Source organism: Mesorhizobium sp. LMG 17147 (assembly GCF_024297145.1).
In the GTDB taxonomy this organism is placed as follows: Bacteria; Pseudomonadota; Alphaproteobacteria; order Rhizobiales; family Rhizobiaceae; genus Mesorhizobium.
The window spans coordinates 1-15,467 of the sequence record NZ_JANCTC010000030.1; the positions used below are offsets into that span (position 1 = coordinate 1).

Here is a 15,467-nt window from a genome sequence, read left to right on the forward strand (position 1 = left end):
GCCGCTCCAACCCGCACATGCATCTGCTCGAGGCGTTCCTGGCCTGGCATCAGGCGACCGGCGAGCGCGCTCATCTCCGCCGCGCCGCGCGCATCGTCGATCTGTTCCGCAGCCATTTCTTCGACCCCGAGAGTTGGACGCTGGGCGAATATTTCGACCATGAATGGAAGCCGAGCGCGCCAGGAAGCTTTACGCCTCGGCCATCGCCACCGGCCTCAATCACGCCACGGGGCTCGCCTATGGCGCCGTCTCGCGGCAAGGACTGCCGCTCGACCGCGTCTCGCGCAGCTGGCCGCAGGCCGAAGCGATCAAGGCGGCGATCGCGCTGGACGGTTCGGGGGGTCCCGACCTGAAGCCGGAAATCGAGGCGCGGGTCGGCCGGCTGTTTCGCTGGCACATCAATCCGGCACCGCTCGGCCTGTGGATCGACCGCATCGACGAGCGTGGCCGCTCGCTGGCAAACGAGGTGCCGGCCAGCATCTTCTATCATCTCGTCTGCGCGCTGACCCAGTATCTCGACGACACCGCCGGCAAGCCTCGGTAGAATGGTTTGACCGAATAGAGAATTTCGCCGATTGAACGAGGCAAATGTCGGGCGTCGGCGACAGACAGGTGTGCTTGGCACCGCGGGAGCAAGGATTTTGTCGCTCAAGAAAATAGGCTTGCTTGCATTGGTTGCCTCTGTCTTTGCGATTGGCTTCTTCGTCATCATCATGGAGCGAGGAACGAAGGTTCGTTCGCAGCCGCCGAAGCCGCTAGCGACCCTTGAGCCATTTGAGGGCAAGCTTGCCATTCAATCGATCGACGATCTTCGCGTGGCCGGCCGCAAGATCGTGCTGTGCGGCGTCGCGTTTGCCAAACCCCAGTCCCTGCGCGCCATTGTGACGGAGGCAGTGCGTCGGGATTACCAAGGGCTCGTCCTGAACTGCAAGACTGTCGGCACGGGCACGCCTTGCGATGGCAATGTCGCGTCAAAATTCGGTGACGCAATCGTCGTGCAGTGCTTCACCTCCGACGGCACGGATTTGGCCGCGAAGCTCGCCGAGGGCGGCATCTTGTGCGGGCTCCCCGCGCAGGCGGGTTCAACCTACAAGTCTTGCTCGTCAGGCTCGTAGCCTTACCTTCCGCCCGCGCCCTAAATCGTGAAGGGGGCCGAAGGCGCAAGACCGCCGACATCAGACGCAATCGACTGCTTGCCCGATCGGCGCCGCCATTGCGGCTGCTCCTCCTTTTGCCGCCGATCGGCCAGCCCAATAGCCATTTTGGCGAGATTGGCCCAAAAAAGCTTCTCCGACAATCGCTAATGGATAGCCGGCAACAGGACCGATATATTTTAAATTCCCTTAATGACTGTGTTTGTTGGAACACAGCGGAAACCAAAAACATCTCGCAAATGCGAAATGGGTTGGAATCGAAGAGAAAAGCTGTTACGCGCTTTTTTGTAGTGCCTTGGTGATTGGGTGGGTCTGAGGTAGCGCGGGACAAAAGGATCTGAACGAATGAACCTTGTTGTGAAAAGTGCGTTGGCTGGATTGGTCGCCTCGATCAGTTTTGGTCCTGTTTCGTCGTTCGCTCAGGATGCGTCATGCACCTGCGCGACGGCTTATCAAGGGGTGGCAAGTTCAATCGGATCGATTGGGCATGCCAATGGCGATGTGATGGTTTCGCAGACGGCAGGTTATGGTCCTGCCAAAGCGGGCAGCCCCTTGGATTTTGGAAGCCGCGTGGTGGTTGGCGCCAAAGGGTCAGCTTCTGTCAATGTCGGGGGCTGTAGTCTCAATGTGCCGGCGAATTCGAGCCTCGACATTTCCCGTGTCGAGAACAAGATCTGCCTGAAGGTCGTAGGCTCTGAACAGACTGCCGCGATCGGGGATCCTGGTGACAAATCTTGGGTGCCGCTCGGCATTTTTGTGGGCATGGCTGGTGCGGCTGGGATTCTTGCTGCAACGCAGGATGACGATAACGGGGTCAGCCGGTAGGCACGCACCAAACGGGCAATGGCGGCAGGGGCGTGTGGCGCCTCTGCTGTATTGTGTTTTATGGTGTGGGATTTGCCTTGGTGGGTTGCTGTCGCCATGCCAGGGCGACGTGCGGATGTTCCAGGCGGACGGATATGCCGGGACGGAAGCTGGGCACCGGTCTATCTGACGCGCGTATCATGACCCGATCGCGATCATTGATTTCGCTGCGTATTGGAGCAGTTTGTGCGTTCGACGCGCCGGCGAAAGCGACGGTAAAAGTCGATCCTGCAGAAGGTGGCATGTGCGTATCGCTCGATACATCCGGGATGACAATCGTTCCTGCCAGTTCCGGGCCTGGCCTCGGGCCGGTTCTGTTTGAGTGGCGCTGCGATTGGTGGTGCGGCAGCGCCGGTCATCGGCCCGCATGATGACGGCAACTCTGTCGGCCAACAGTTGGAACCCGACACCAGTCGCTTTGCATGGGCTGAGTAAATGCGTTCTCAACAATTCCGCGAGTAATGCATTCGCGTGTTTCGTGGGCCGAGTTGCCGCGTTTCTTCGGCGCGGCCAGAAACATCAATGATCGACCTGCATTCCCATATCTTGCCTGGCCTCGACGACGGCTCGCCCAGTCTTGCTGAATCGTTGGAGATGGCGCGACTGGCGGTGGCCGACGGGACGACCCACATGGCATGCACGCCGCATATAGTGCCGGGCATGTATGAAAATGGATCGGCAAATATTGCTCGCGCGGTTCAAGGATTGGAAGAGGCGCTGCGCCGCGCCGCGATACCGCTTGCCCTTTACGTCGGTGCCGATGTCCATATTGCGCCCGATCTACCGGAGCAGTTGGCGCTCGGCAAAGTGCCAACTTTAAACAGGTCCCGCTATTTTCTATTCGAGCCGCCGCACCACGTTTTGCCGCCAAGACTGGAAGATCTTGCCTTGCGCCTCATAAGCGCCGGTTTCATTCCGATTCTTACTCATCCCGAACGACTGACCTGGATCAAGTCAAATTATGATGTCGTCGAGAGGTTGAATGCAGCAGGGTGCCTCATCCAGCTTACGGCGGACTCGATTGTTGGTGCTTTTGGACGCACGGCGCTTTATTATTCGGAAAAGCTGATTGACGAAGGCAGGGTAGATATTATCGCATCGGACACCCATGGCGCCACCCGCCGGCGTCCCGGGCTGTCGCAGGCAGTTGCCGCTGCCGCAAAGCGATGTGGAGAGGATGAGGCCCACAATATGGTGTTGAAACGTCCAGGCCAGATTTTGGCAAACCGGCCTATCGAGCCGGTCGGAAAAGCACGGGCGAAGCAGGCCCCTGGCAATGCCGGCCGCTTTGCGGGATTGAGTCGCTTGTTGAAGGGCGGAACCGCATGATGAGAGTTATTCATTTCGCAAAACGCTATGCTGGCGCAACATGTGTCCTGTTCGCTTCAGTCATGGCGTCTGCCTGCACGAGCACCTCGTCAGCGACCTCGTCTTCGCCGACTTCGGTCGATGCGCTGCAACTTACCTCATCTTCGGCGCCACTTTCGGGCGGCGGTGCTCTGCAGGTCGTAAAAGACCTGCCTGCGCCGCAAAACACCCAGAACGGCAGCGAGCAGCCCTTGTCTCCGAACGATGTGCTCGAGGTGAATGTGTTCCAAGTCGACAATCTGAACAGAACCGTTCAGATAGATGCTGGCGGGCAGATTTCGCTTCCACTTATCGGAACCATGAACGCAGCGGGAAAGACTGTCCGTCAATTGGAGAAGGAAATCGAAACGGCATACGGCGCCAAATATCTGCAGTCGCCCGATGTCTCGGTTTTCGTCAAGGAGTCGATTGGCCAGCGCATTACTGTCGACGGTGAAGTCACCAGGGGCGGAATCTTTCCAGTATCCAGCAACTCCTCTCTTATCGATGCGATCGCCCTTGCCGGAGGGTTCAATGCCGTTGGTGATGCAAAAAAGGTCTTTGTTTATCGTAATGTTGGCTCAAATACGCTGGTTGCTAATTACAATGTGGAGGAGATTCGTGCCGGCAAGAGCCGCAATCCACGCATCTATGGTGGCGACAAGATTGTCGTCTTCGCCTCGAAATCGAAAATAGCGATGAACAATCTCAAGGATGCTCTCGGTGTCGCATCAAGCGCAGCCCGACTTGCGGTGGTTCCGGGACTATAACCCACAGCATATCGGAATTTAGCACACGACGAACTTAGGATTGCCTTGCACCATGCTCGATCGTAACAGGCAGCATCAAATCGCAGGTCCAGGACACGGCCAGGCCTTGTCCGCGGACCTGTATTATGACGGGGCGCAAAACTATAGTCCGTACGGTCGCGATCACCTGGAGGCGGAGGAGGGATTTAATCCACTCAAGCTATTTTTCTATGTTGTCCAATATCGCTGGCTGATCGTCATGATGGCGGCGGCGGGGCTTGTCGCCGGCGTCATCGTTACCATGATGCAGACGCCAAAATATCAGGCGACAACGCAACTGGAAGTGCTGGTTCCTTCGGCCAAGGTCTTCCAGGACATTGAAGCAGTGTCCGAAAGCACCGACGTGCGGGCATTTCTGACGGCCAAGGAAAAGCTGAAAAGCCGCGCACTGGCGCAGCGCGTAGTCTTCCAGCTCGGTCTCAGCGAAAAGCCGGACTTCCTCTTTCCGACGCCGAACTTCTCGCCTAGCAATATTTTCTACCGTGCGTTCGGAGTTGCCAAAACCCCTTCCATCGAGGAAAAAACCCCTGAGGAACGCGAGGCGATTGCGATCAATCGTATTCTAAACGACCTCACCGTCAATCTGGTCACCAACACAAGCCTGCTATCGATAACGTTTGCCGACCAGAAACCGAAATATGCGAGTGATGTAGCCAACCAGGTCGCACAAAGCTTTATCGACCAACGCCTCGATCAGACCAGCGAGACTTCCGACCTGGCACGGCAATTCATTCAGGAACAGGTTTTGCAGGTAAAGCAAAAGCTCCAGAAATCCGAGGAGGAACTGGTCGCCTATGCAAAGGATGCCGGCATCACGATAACCGGCGACGACAAGTCCCTGATAGGATCGAACATCGAGGCCCTGAACACTGCGCTGGCGAAGGCAATCCAGGATCGTCTTGACGCCGGACGGGTCGTGGAGCAAATCGACAAAGGTCGCGGCTCAAGCCTCGGTCCGGTCCTGGAAAGCGAAGGCCTGCAGAAACTCAGCGAAAAACTGGCGGATTTGACCAGCCAGTATCAGCAGAAATTGGGCATACTGAAGCCCGGTTTTCCGGAAATGCAGCAGCTTCAGTCGCAGATCAAGGAATTGCAAAGGCTCTATAACAACGGCGTTTTGACGATAACCGACTCTCTGCGGCAGAAATATCAGGAAGCTCAGAACAAGGAAGCCGACCTTAAGTCAAAACTCGCCGAGATGGAGAAGCAACAGGTTATCTTCAACGATAAAAACATCAAATACACCATCCTCAAGCGCGAGGTCGATTCGAACCGATCGCAGTATGACAACCTTATTGCCAAGCTGAATGATGTTGGCGTGAGCTCCGAGCTCAAGACACAAAGTGCCGCGGTCGTCGATTTCGCGACGCAGCCCACGGCTCCCTATTCTCCGCGCCTCAGCGTCAACCTTGCGGTCGCTCTGGCCCTTTTCATGGCTCTGAGCGCGTCGATAGTCTATATTATCGAGTTGTTGAACAACACATTCACCAATCCTGAGCAGATCGAAAAGGAATTGGGGTTGGCGATGCTCGGTATCCTCCCGCTTGTCGATGACCGGGAACTCATAGCCAGCATCTCCGATCAGAAATCAGGGCTCTCCGAAGCCTACCGTTCGCTTCGAACATCGTTGCAGTTCTCCGGCGCCGAAGGCGCACCGCGATCGTTGCTGGTCACCAGCTCGGAGCCCTCGGAAGGCAAGTCGACGACGTCGTTCAAGCTCGGGCAGGATTTTGCCGCGCTCGGTGCGAGAGTTCTCATCGTCGATGGCGATCTTCGAAAGCCGAACCTTCATCGGCTGTTTGGTCTCGACAACACGATCGGCCTCAGCAATCTCCTGACAAACACCGTTCGCAAGGAGGATCTTGCAAGCATTTTCAGGGCGACGAAATATCCGAATGTAACCGTTTTGACGTCCGGAACGATCCCGCCGAACCCTGCGGATCTGCTTTCCTCGCCCAAGATGGCGCTAATCATCACCAACCTCGGCAAGCGCTTCGACCTTGTTGTCATCGATGCACCGCCGGTTGTCGGTCTTTCGGATGCACCTATCCTCAGCCGGCTTGCCGAGGGTACGCTGATGGTCATCTCAACCAATCAGGTCACGCGCAAGTCGGCCAAGACAGCGTTGAAGCGCCTGCGAGCCGCCGGCGCTAATGTGGTCGGAGCCGCGATGTCGAAATTTGCGGTGAACAAGTTCGATTACAACTACGCCTACAAATACATGAACTACCAGTACTACGACTACGGCTCGAGTACCCCGAAAATTGAGGGTAAAGTGGATGACGGAGCAGGCCAGCCCGCTTATGGAAAATCTCCGGCGTTCAAGCGTTTGGTTCGTCGCATCCGTTCTAGTGTTGGCGGCTTCGTCGATCGGTCTAAGTCGGCTTCTTGAGACCAAGACGCCGGCCGTTTCGCTCGCGCTGGATCCGTTGAATGTCGACGCGGTGATCGGTAAAATTACCGACGAGCTGAACGATACAAACAATACTCCTGACCTCGATGGCTTACTTGCCAAGGCCGAAGGCGCGCTTCGCTTCGATCTGGTGGACGCGCGGCTCTACAGCTTGATCGGCGAGATCAAATACCGGCAGGGCGAAAAAGACAAAGCTTATGAGCTTTTCGACCAAGCTCGAAAACTGTCCAAGACAGAAATCCATGCGCTTCAGAGGTCCATCGGCCACTCGATTGAAATGGGCAATCTGTCAAAGGCTGTCGGCGAGATCGATATTTTATTGCGGCGATGGCCGGATCGGTTTCCAGAAATCGCCGAGGGCCTGCCGACAATCCTCTCCAATCCTGACGGATACCAAGCGATGCTGGCAGCCCTCAAGACTGGGGCGCCCTGGAGAGGCAGTGTGCTGTCCGCTCTTGGCACCACTTCCGAGGGGCTCGAATTCGCTAATCGGCTGCTGCTGGAGTTGTCCGGGTCAAGCGCACCACCGAGTTCGGACGAACTGTCCTTTGTGATCAACGGCTATGTCCGTCAGAAGAAGTTTGAAGCCGCATATCGGTTCTTTCTTTTCAGCCTGTCCGATCAGGAACGGAAATTGGGGGGCTACATTTTCAACAGCACGTTCGAGCCGGTATCGAGCAGAAAGCTTTTCGATTGGCAGATCCGCGATCAGTCGGGTATGGAAGTCACGTTCGCAACATCTCGGGACGCGGTCGAAGGCGAGGGCGGAGCAACGGTCCGTTTCCTGAATACGCCAGTCAAGAACTATGCTCTTCAGCAGTATATCGCGCTTCCACCGGGATCTTATAAGATTTCTCTGATCGCATCTGCAAGAAACCTGAAGCTTCCAAAGGGGTTATACTGGTCTCTAAGGTGCCCAATCAGCGAAATTACACAGTTCAATATTCCGGAGGGTACATTCAATCGCCAGGCCCTCAGTCAGGATTTTTTGATTGGTCCCGATACCTGTCCCATGCAATTGTTGCGGCTGGAGACTGCCACCATCGCTGAGAGCTGGCGGTTTCGATATGTCGGCACATTGATAATGCACAAGTTGAGCATCGAGAGACTTCCATCTTGAACGACCGGCCATCGGAATGGGACAAATATCTCCTCGGGTCGGTTATGTTCGTATCGCTGCTGATCGGCGGGGGGACCGCAAGCGGCCTCTATACCGACACGCTGATTGAAGTCGCGACGATTATCTCAGCAGCGGCCGTCCTTTCACAGCCGTTTGGCCAAAGGGTTCCCCAGACTGTTGTATGGCTGCTTGTCTTCGCCGTGGCATTGGTGGTTTTGCAAATCGTCCCGCTACCGGCCTCGATGCTCAACGGGTTGCGGCCAGAACTGTTGCTCGCGGATTCCTCGCTTGTTGGAGAAACCCGATTTCGATTCGTCAGCCTTGGCGTGGGACGCACGATCGAATGTCTGTTGTACTTAGTGGCAGCGGCAGCGTTTTTCTTGAGCGTGTTGCGTTTGCGAACCGAGCAGGTCCAGGCGCTTCTCCCGTTCTTTTTCATGGGCGTTATCTGCAATGGCTTGGCGGGAGCGATTCAATATTCGCTCTCTGACAACGTCGCCATCGAGGGATTGTTGCCTTTTACGATCAATGCCGGGCTGTTCGCCAACCGGAACCATTTTGCGGCTTTGCTTTTTGTGTCCATTCCCTTCGTCGTCTACCATGGTCTGTTCCGCGGATATCTCTTGTCTGGACTGCTCGGGTTGGTCACGCTTTTGCTGCTTCTCCTGGCCGCCGGTTCGCGTGCCGGCGTCCTGATTGGGCTCGCGATTACCGTACTGTCCGTTGTCTTTCTTTCAGCGCGCTCAAGAATGAGCGGATGGAGCATCCTGTTAATTTTCATAGGGCTGTCAGCCTACACAATAGGCGCATGGACGACGATCGATGCTAGGGAGGTCGATTCGGCTTTCGGGCGAGGAGAATTTGCCCGTACCACTATTGATGGAATCAAGGACAATTGGGCAACTGGTGTTGGGTTCGGCAATTTTCAAAAAGCCTATCAGATTTACGAAAAGGAGGGGATGATTTTCAAAATGTTCGTGAATCATGCCCACAATGACTATCTGGAAATCGCCTTCGAGGGTGGAGTTCTCGCTATTCTGCTGATGGCATTTTATCTTGCGTTGCTTCTTGCTTCGTTTGCCAGAATCCGTCGAGATCCGCTTCAGAAAGCAGCGTTTCTCTCGGTTTCCTTTCTTCTCATCCATTCACTGGTTGACTATCCACTGCGAACCGCGGCGCTCGCAATGACATTTGCCTATTTGAACGCCATCATCTTTCACACCGGGTTTCCGGTACGATTGAATCGCAAGAGTGAGGTGATGGAGATTGATCACAATGGTGGAAAAATTTTTGTTCCCATCGAAGCTTCATCTTAGAAACCTTCGTGGCTATTGTGTACGTTGACGTAGGTGCTTGAGAGCCGGTCAGTCGGCCTCGTAGCCGTCCCCAAGGTTCTACGAAGCAAGATGATACTTCGTCGAAAAGCTACAGCGAAAAGCAGTTTTTCAGACGCAGGTCTCGACGCAGGGCATCCCCGGCGGCTGCAAGACATCCGAAAATGAGTGGCTCGACGGATTCCGCGGAAAAGGACAATCAAATGCCGGTGCCAAGGGGCATACGATCTCATTACCGTCGAGCCGGACACCGAGGTACTATTCAGGTACCGACACTATTCGAGGGTGATTGCATGAGGGGAGCGGGATGAACTTTCTGGTGACCGGCGGCGCCGGTTTCATTGGTTCTGCGGTCTGCCGACATTTATGCAGCAACCCGGTATATCGTGTGACCAATCTCGACAAGCTCACCTACGCGGGAAACCTAGCGTCGCTGCGAGCTATTGAGAACGCCCACAATTATAAGTTCGAGCACGCCGACGTTTGTAACGCGAGGGCGGTTCTGGACATTCTAAATCGCGATGAGATCGACATTGTCATGCATCTGGCCGCCGAAAGCCATGTGGACCGGTCGATCGACCGGCCCGCTGCGTTTATCGAGACCAACATTGTTGGCACCTACCGAATGCTGAATTCGGCGCTGGAATATTGGAGCAGGCTCCCCGGCAAGAGAAAAAGCCGGTTCCGCTTCCACCACGTTTCGACCGACGAGGTGTTCGGCGATTTGCCGTTCGACAACAGTGTTTTTACTGAACAGACGCCATACGCGCCATCCTCGCCGTACTCGGCTTCGAAGGCCGCATCCGATCATTTGGTGCGTGCCTGGCATAGAACTTACCGCCTCCCGGTCGTGCTTTCCAACTGCTCCAACAATTACGGTCCTCGGCAGTTTCCCGAAAAGCTGATCCCGCTCGTCATTTTGAACGCTCTCGACGAGAAGCCGCTGCCGGTGTACGGCGCCGGCAGTAACGTGCGCGATTGGCTCTTCGTCGAAGACCACGCCCGCGCCTTGTCCATAATCGCTACCCGAGGTGTAGTCGGCGAGAGCTACAATGTCGGTGGCGGCTCGGAACGCAGCAACATGGAGGTGGTCGAGGCAATCTGCAGCATTCTGGACGATAGACGGCCCCGTTCCGGGTCTCGGCGGTATCGCGATCTCATCGCATTTGTCGCGGATCGCCCTGGCCACGACCGCCGTTATGCGATTGACGCTTCCAAGATACGGCTCGATCTGGGCTGGGCGCCGCGCGAGACATTCACCAGCGGCCTCGCCAAAACGGTCGACTGGTACCTCCAGAACGAATGGTGGTGGGGGCCGATCCGCCGCGACCACTATACAGGCGAGCGGCTTGGCGAGGCGCGCGTGGGTGCCGTGTGAGGCTTGTGTCACCACGCGAGACCAGGTAGTTAATAGCTCGGTCGAGCGTGCCTATTTGACCCAGCTTCGAGAGATCACTGTAGTCGGCCGGCCTCAGCTCAATCCGGCGAGGCCGGAATCATTCCTCCCGCGCTCGCAGCCACTCGATCTGCTCGTTTCCGCCGCGAGCTGCACCGCCTCGCCAAGGCCAAAGAGGAACCGGACCTTGCCTTCGAGGTCAAATGGCGCGCTGGCAGCCAAGGTTTCGAAAACGACATGTAGCGTTTCCACGGCCCAGGCAATATTTTCCTGCCGCTCCAAAGCGGATGTGGTCGCTGAGCCGAAATTTCCAGAATGGGCCTGCTGCACGGAAAATTCATTCCCGAACCAGTCGGCCGCAGGCGTGTCTTGCATTGTTCTGGGGAGGAACGATCTGCTAGAAGGCCTGCACGAGAATAGATTATCCAGAAGTGCAGCTTGAATCGGGCGGCTGAAGATCGCGCCCGTTGATGATACAGGCCCTTCTGTGGATGGAATGTGAGAAGTTTATAGTCTATGAACATCGCGCTTACGCACCTTCAGCGGCTCGAGGCCGAATCCATCCATATTTTTCGCGAAGTGGCCGCGGCTTTTGCCAAGCCGGTCATGCTCTATTCGGTCGGCAAGGATTCGTCCGTGCTCATGCACCTGGCTATGAAGGCATTCTATCCGGCCAAGCCGCCGTTTCCCTTTCTCCATGTCGATACGACCTGGAAATTCCGTGAGATGATCGCCTTTCGCGACCAGATGCAGCAAAAGCTCGGCTTCGACCTCCTGGTCCATGTCAATGAAGACGGCGTGCGCGACAACATCAACCCGTTCGACCACGGCTCCAACACGCATACGCATGTGATGAAGACGGTTGCTCTTCGGCAGGCGCTTGACAAATACGGGTTTGACGCAGCCTTTGGCGGCGCCCGTCGCGACGAGGAGAAGTCGCGCGCCAAGGAGCGCATCTTCTCCTTCCGCAACGCCCAGCACGTCTGGGATCCGAAGAACCAGCGGCCGGAGATGTGGAAGATATTCAACACCCGCATCGCTGCCGGTGAATCGATCCGGGTGTTCCCGTTGTCGAATTGGACCGAGCTCGACATCTGGCAGTACATTCTCCAGGAAGACATCCCGATCGTGCCGCTGTATCTGGCCAAGGAGCGGCCGATCGTCGAACGCGACGGCATGCTTATCCTGAGGGACGACGAGCGCATGCAGCTGCGGCCCGGCGAAACAGTGGAGAACCGGATGGTGCGATTCCGCACGCTCGGCTGCTATCCGCTGACCGGCGCGATAGACTCGGATGCCGACACTCTGGAGGCGATAGTTGGCGAAATGCTCACCGCGCGCACGTCCGAGCGGCAAGGTCGCCTGATCGACCGCGACGAAGCCGGCTCGATGGAAAAGAAGAAGCGCGAGGGGTATTTCTGAGCATGCGCCACATCATGGCCAAGAGCCTCGCCCCAACCGACGCGGTCCGCGACTATCTGGCGGCACAGGAACGAAAGTCGCTGCTGCGCTTCCTGACCTGCGGCTCGGTCGACGACGGCAAGTCGACGCTTATCGGGCGCCTGCTTTCCGACACCAAGCAGATTTTCGAGGACCAGCTGGCCACGCTCGAGCGCGATTCGCGCAAGCACGGCACCACCGGCGACGATATCGATTTCGCGCTGCTGGTCGACGGCCTCGAGGCCGAGCGCGAGCAAGGCATTACCATCGACGTCGCCTATCGCTTCTTCGCCACGCCGAAGCGCAAGTTCATCGTCGCCGACACGCCCGGCCACGAACAATACACGCGTAACATGGCGACGGGTGCATCGACGGCGGATCTCGCCATCGTGCTGATCGACGCCCGCCAGGGCGTACTGCGCCAGACAAGGCGGCATTCGATCATTGCCTCGCTGCTTGGCATCCGCCACATCGTGCTCGCCGTCAACAAAATCGATCTTGTCGGCTTCGACGAGGCGGTGTTTAAACGGATCGTCGCGGATTACGGGCAGTTCTCACGTGAGCTCGGCTTCCAGACGATCGTGCCGATTCCTATGTCGGCCCGTTATGGCGACAACGTTACCGTCCGTTCCGATAGGACGGACTGGTATTCCGGCCCGACGCTGATCGAACATCTCGAAACCGTCTCGGTCGACGAGGCCGCGGTCGAATTGCCATTCCGCTTTCCCGTCCAATATGTGAACCGTCCCAATCTCGATTTCCGCGGCTTCGCCGGCACCATAGCTTCCGGATCGGTTGCACCGGGCGACGAGGTGGTCGTCGCGAAATCCGGCAAGTCCTCCCGTGTCAGGCGTATCGTCTCGCATGGCGGCGATCTTCAGCAGGCTATTGCCGGCCAGGCCATCACCCTTGTCCTCGACGACGAGGTCGAGGTCTCGCGCGGCAATATGCTGGTATCGCCGGCGGCGCGGCCGCAGGTCGCCGACCAGTTCGCCGCCAACATCGTCTGGTTCGACGAACATGCGCTGCTGCCCGGCCGCTCTTACATCCTGCGCACCGAAACCGACCAGACCAGCGCCACCGTCACCGACCTGAAATACCGCGTCAACGTCAACGACTTCGCCCATGAGGCGGCCAAGTCGCTTGAAATGAACGAGGTCGGCATCTGCAACATCTCGACGCGGTCACCGATCGCCTTCGATCCGTTTGCCGAAAACCGCACCACCGGCGCCTTCATCCTGATCGACCGCATCACCAATGCTACGGTCGGCGCCGGCATGATCCTGCATTCGCTGCGACGCGCCGAAAACATCCACTGGCAGTCGCTTGATGTCGGCAAGCGCGGCCGCGCCGATATGAAGAACCAGCGGCCGGCCGTGTTCTGGTTCACCGGGCTTTCGGGCTCGGGCAAGTCGACCATCGCCAATCTGTTCGAAAAGAAGCTGTTCGCCACCGGCCGTCATACCTACATTCTGGATGGCGACAATGTGCGTCACGGCCTCAACCGCGATCTAGGCTTCACCGACGCCGATCGTGTCGAGAACATTCGCCGCGTCGCCGAAGTGGCGCGCCTGATGGCCGACGCCGGGCTGATCGTCATCGTGTCGTTCATTTCGCCGTTCAGCGCAGAGCGGCGCATGGCGCGCGAATTGATGGCCGATGGCGAATTCGTCGAGGTGTTTGTCGACACACCTTTCGAGGAATGTGCCAGGCGCGATCCGAAGGGCCTCTATGCGCGGGCGTTGAACGGCGAGATCAAGAATTTCACCGGCGTCGATTCACCGTATGAGGTGCCGGAAAAACCCGAAATCCATCTCAAGACACTCGGCAAATCGGCCGAGGAGATGGTGGAGGCCCTGGAACACTGGCTGATCGAGCGCGACATTGCCGAAGACCAATATGACAGCGGCGGCGGTATCTGACGACGAAGCGATGCTCGCCGTCTTCGAGCACCTTGCCTTGGCGGCGGGGCGCGAGGTGATGCGCGTCTTTCGTGCCGGCTGTGCGGTCGACAGCAAGTTGGACAGTTCGCCGGTGACGGAGGCTGACCGCGAGAGCGAGAAGATCATTCTTGCCGGGCTGCGCGCCGCATTTCCAAAGATTCCATGCGTGGCCGAGGAGGAAGCCTCTGCCGGCATTATGGCGCCGGATCTCGGCGACGCCTTCTTCCTCATCGATCCGCTCGACGGCACCAAGGAGTTCGTCAACCGGCGGACCGATTTCACTGTCAACATCGCGCTGGTTCGCCATGGGGTCCCGGAGATTGGCGTTGTCTTCGCGCCTTGCACCGGCCGCTTTTTTTCAGGCCGGCCGGGCAAAGCGGAAGCGATTGAGATCAATGACGACTACGAGATCGTCGATCGTAAGTCGATTTCGGCGAGGGCCGGTATGGTGCCGCTGACCGTCGTTGCCAGCCGCTCCCACAACACCCCGGAAACCGACGCTTATATCCGCGCGCTTGGCGCCTCCGAGATCGTCTCGATCGGCTCGTCGCTGAAATTCTGCCTCGTCGCCGGCGCCGAGGCAGACGTCTATCCACGCTTCGGCCGCACCATGGAATGGGATACTGCCGCGGGTGATGCGGTGCTACGCGCTGCCGGCGGCATGACGCGCACTCTGGATGGTGCGCCGCTCACCTACGGCAAGCGCAGCCAGAGTGACGACGAGGATTTCGCCAACCCGCATTTTATCGCCAGCGGCAAGGCTGTTGGATCTGGCTAGACGACGATTGCGCAGTTCCAGATCCGTACGAAAGTGCGGGTGTTGCAAGTGACCTTAGGTGCGGCTCGAGGTCTATAAACACAGCGTTACAACAACCTAGTCTAAAGTTGGATCGGCGTGGCCGATTCGCTTCGTGTCCGGTCGATGCTGCGGGGCCTTCACATGGTGTATCCAAATTGCTATATACCGATATACTTGAACGGCTATACGAGCGAGTGATGGCGTTCCACATCAAGAATCCCGAGACCGACGCGCTGGCCCGCCGGGTCGCCGCGCTTAAGAGGACTGGTCTGACAGAGGCCGTCCATGCCGCGCTTAAGCATGAGCTTGAGCGCGAACAGGCTAGACCGTCCCTGGTGGAGATCGGCGTCAGGTTCTGCCGTGATCTGCGAGCCCGGGGCAAGCCTGATCACGGCAGGCCCGCCGACAAGGCGTTTCGCGACAGCCTGTACGAGAATGACTGATGTTCATCGATGCCTCGGCACTGACGGCGCTGATGACCAACGAGGATGATGCGCGCGAACTCCTTGCACGCATGCAGCAGACCAGAAAGCGGCTAACCTCGCCCCTTGCGGTATGGGAGGCTGCAATCGCGGTCGCGAGAGTCTTGGACTTGGCAATCAGCGAGGCGGCGGAGGCCGTGGAAAGCTATCTCTCGTTGATGGAGATTGACATGGTCGCGGTGCCGCCGAACACGGCTCGACTCGCGCTTGACGCTTTCGACCGCTTCGGCAAGGGCCGGCACCCGGCGCGGCTGAACGTTGGTGACTGCTTCGCCTATGCTTGTGCCCGACATTTTAACCAGCCATTAATGTTCAAAGGCGCCGACTTTCCGCAGACCGACATCGAGGCTGCGTGAGTGCCACAGT

Annotated in this window: 14 protein-coding genes and 1 pseudogene; 14 read left to right on the forward strand and 1 reads right to left on the reverse strand. The window is 57.5% G+C overall.

Features of this window, described 5'->3' with window-relative positions:
• From NMG46_RS28120 to rfbB, 9 genes and pseudogenes are all read left to right on the forward strand, one after another.
• Window positions 1-544, forward strand: a pseudogene (locus NMG46_RS28120) (AGE family epimerase/isomerase); the annotation flags it as partial.
• 97 nt (window positions 545-641) lie between these two features.
• Window positions 642-1,115: a hypothetical protein gene (locus NMG46_RS28125; protein WP_254820573.1), complete on the forward strand. Its 474-nt coding sequence runs from the start codon at window positions 642-644 to the stop codon at window positions 1,113-1,115.
• A 384-nt stretch (window positions 1,116-1,499) separates the two neighbouring features.
• Entirely contained in the window at window positions 1,500-1,979 is a 480-nt protein-coding gene (locus tag NMG46_RS28130; protein ID WP_254820574.1) for a hypothetical protein, read from the forward strand.
• 561 nt (window positions 1,980-2,540) lie between these two features.
• On the forward strand, window positions 2,541-3,347 hold the full coding sequence (locus tag NMG46_RS28135; protein ID WP_254820575.1) for a tyrosine-protein phosphatase: 807 nt from the start codon (window positions 2,541-2,543) through the stop codon (window positions 3,345-3,347).
• Window positions 3,344-4,135, forward strand: coding sequence for a polysaccharide biosynthesis/export family protein (locus tag NMG46_RS28140; protein ID WP_254820576.1), 792 nt, complete (start codon window positions 3,344-3,346; stop codon window positions 4,133-4,135). The genes NMG46_RS28135 and NMG46_RS28140 overlap by 4 nt, the downstream gene beginning before the upstream one ends.
• A 52-nt stretch (window positions 4,136-4,187) precedes the next feature.
• Window positions 4,188-6,566: a polysaccharide biosynthesis tyrosine autokinase gene (locus NMG46_RS28145; RefSeq protein ID WP_254820577.1), complete on the forward strand. Its 2,379-nt coding sequence runs from the start codon at window positions 4,188-4,190 to the stop codon at window positions 6,564-6,566.
• Entirely contained in the window at window positions 6,454-7,707 is a 1,254-nt protein-coding gene (locus NMG46_RS28150) for a lipopolysaccharide assembly protein LapB (protein ID WP_254820578.1), read from the forward strand. Before NMG46_RS28145 ends, NMG46_RS28150 begins: the two co-directional genes overlap by 113 nt.
• Entirely contained in the window at window positions 7,704-9,023 is a 1,320-nt protein-coding gene (locus tag NMG46_RS28155) for an O-antigen ligase (protein WP_254820579.1), read from the forward strand. The genes NMG46_RS28150 and NMG46_RS28155 overlap by 4 nt, the downstream gene beginning before the upstream one ends.
• 325 nt (window positions 9,024-9,348) lie before the next feature.
• Window positions 9,349-10,419 (forward strand): dTDP-glucose 4,6-dehydratase, encoded by a 1,071-nt coding sequence (gene rfbB, locus NMG46_RS28160; protein ID WP_254820580.1) that lies wholly within the window; start codon window positions 9,349-9,351, stop codon window positions 10,417-10,419.
• Between the two features lie 93 nt (window positions 10,420-10,512).
• Here the strand turns inward: rfbB and NMG46_RS28165 are convergent, their stop codons facing one another.
• The gene (locus NMG46_RS28165; RefSeq protein ID WP_254820581.1) at window positions 10,513-10,812 is read right to left on the reverse strand and encodes a hypothetical protein; all 300 of its coding nucleotides are present in this window, start codon (window positions 10,810-10,812) and stop codon (window positions 10,513-10,515) included.
• A gap of 141 nt (window positions 10,813-10,953) precedes the next feature.
• Here NMG46_RS28165 and cysD point away from each other — a divergent pair, with 141 nt between their 5' ends.
• The 5 genes from cysD (at window position 10,954) to NMG46_RS28190 (ending at window position 15,457) form a co-directional block, all read left to right on the forward strand.
• The gene (cysD, locus tag NMG46_RS28170) at window positions 10,954-11,859 is read left to right on the forward strand and encodes a sulfate adenylyltransferase subunit CysD (RefSeq protein ID WP_254820582.1); all 906 of its coding nucleotides are present in this window, start codon (window positions 10,954-10,956) and stop codon (window positions 11,857-11,859) included.
• A 2-nt stretch (window positions 11,860-11,861) separates the two neighbouring features.
• On the forward strand, window positions 11,862-13,799 hold the full coding sequence (gene cysN / locus NMG46_RS28175) for a sulfate adenylyltransferase subunit CysN (RefSeq protein ID WP_254820583.1): 1,938 nt from the start codon (window positions 11,862-11,864) through the stop codon (window positions 13,797-13,799).
• 10 nt (window positions 13,800-13,809) lie between these two features.
• Window positions 13,810-14,598: a 3'(2'),5'-bisphosphate nucleotidase CysQ gene (cysQ, locus tag NMG46_RS28180; protein ID WP_254820596.1), complete on the forward strand. Its 789-nt coding sequence runs from the start codon at window positions 13,810-13,812 to the stop codon at window positions 14,596-14,598.
• Between the two features lie 218 nt (window positions 14,599-14,816).
• Window positions 14,817-15,062: a type II toxin-antitoxin system VapB family antitoxin gene (locus NMG46_RS28185; RefSeq protein WP_254820584.1), complete on the forward strand. Its 246-nt coding sequence runs from the start codon at window positions 14,817-14,819 to the stop codon at window positions 15,060-15,062.
• Window positions 15,062-15,457, forward strand: coding sequence for a type II toxin-antitoxin system VapC family toxin (locus NMG46_RS28190; protein WP_254820585.1), 396 nt, complete (start codon window positions 15,062-15,064; stop codon window positions 15,455-15,457). The genes NMG46_RS28185 and NMG46_RS28190 overlap by 1 nt, the downstream gene beginning before the upstream one ends.
• The last annotated feature ends 10 nt before the right edge of the window (window positions 15,458-15,467 follow it).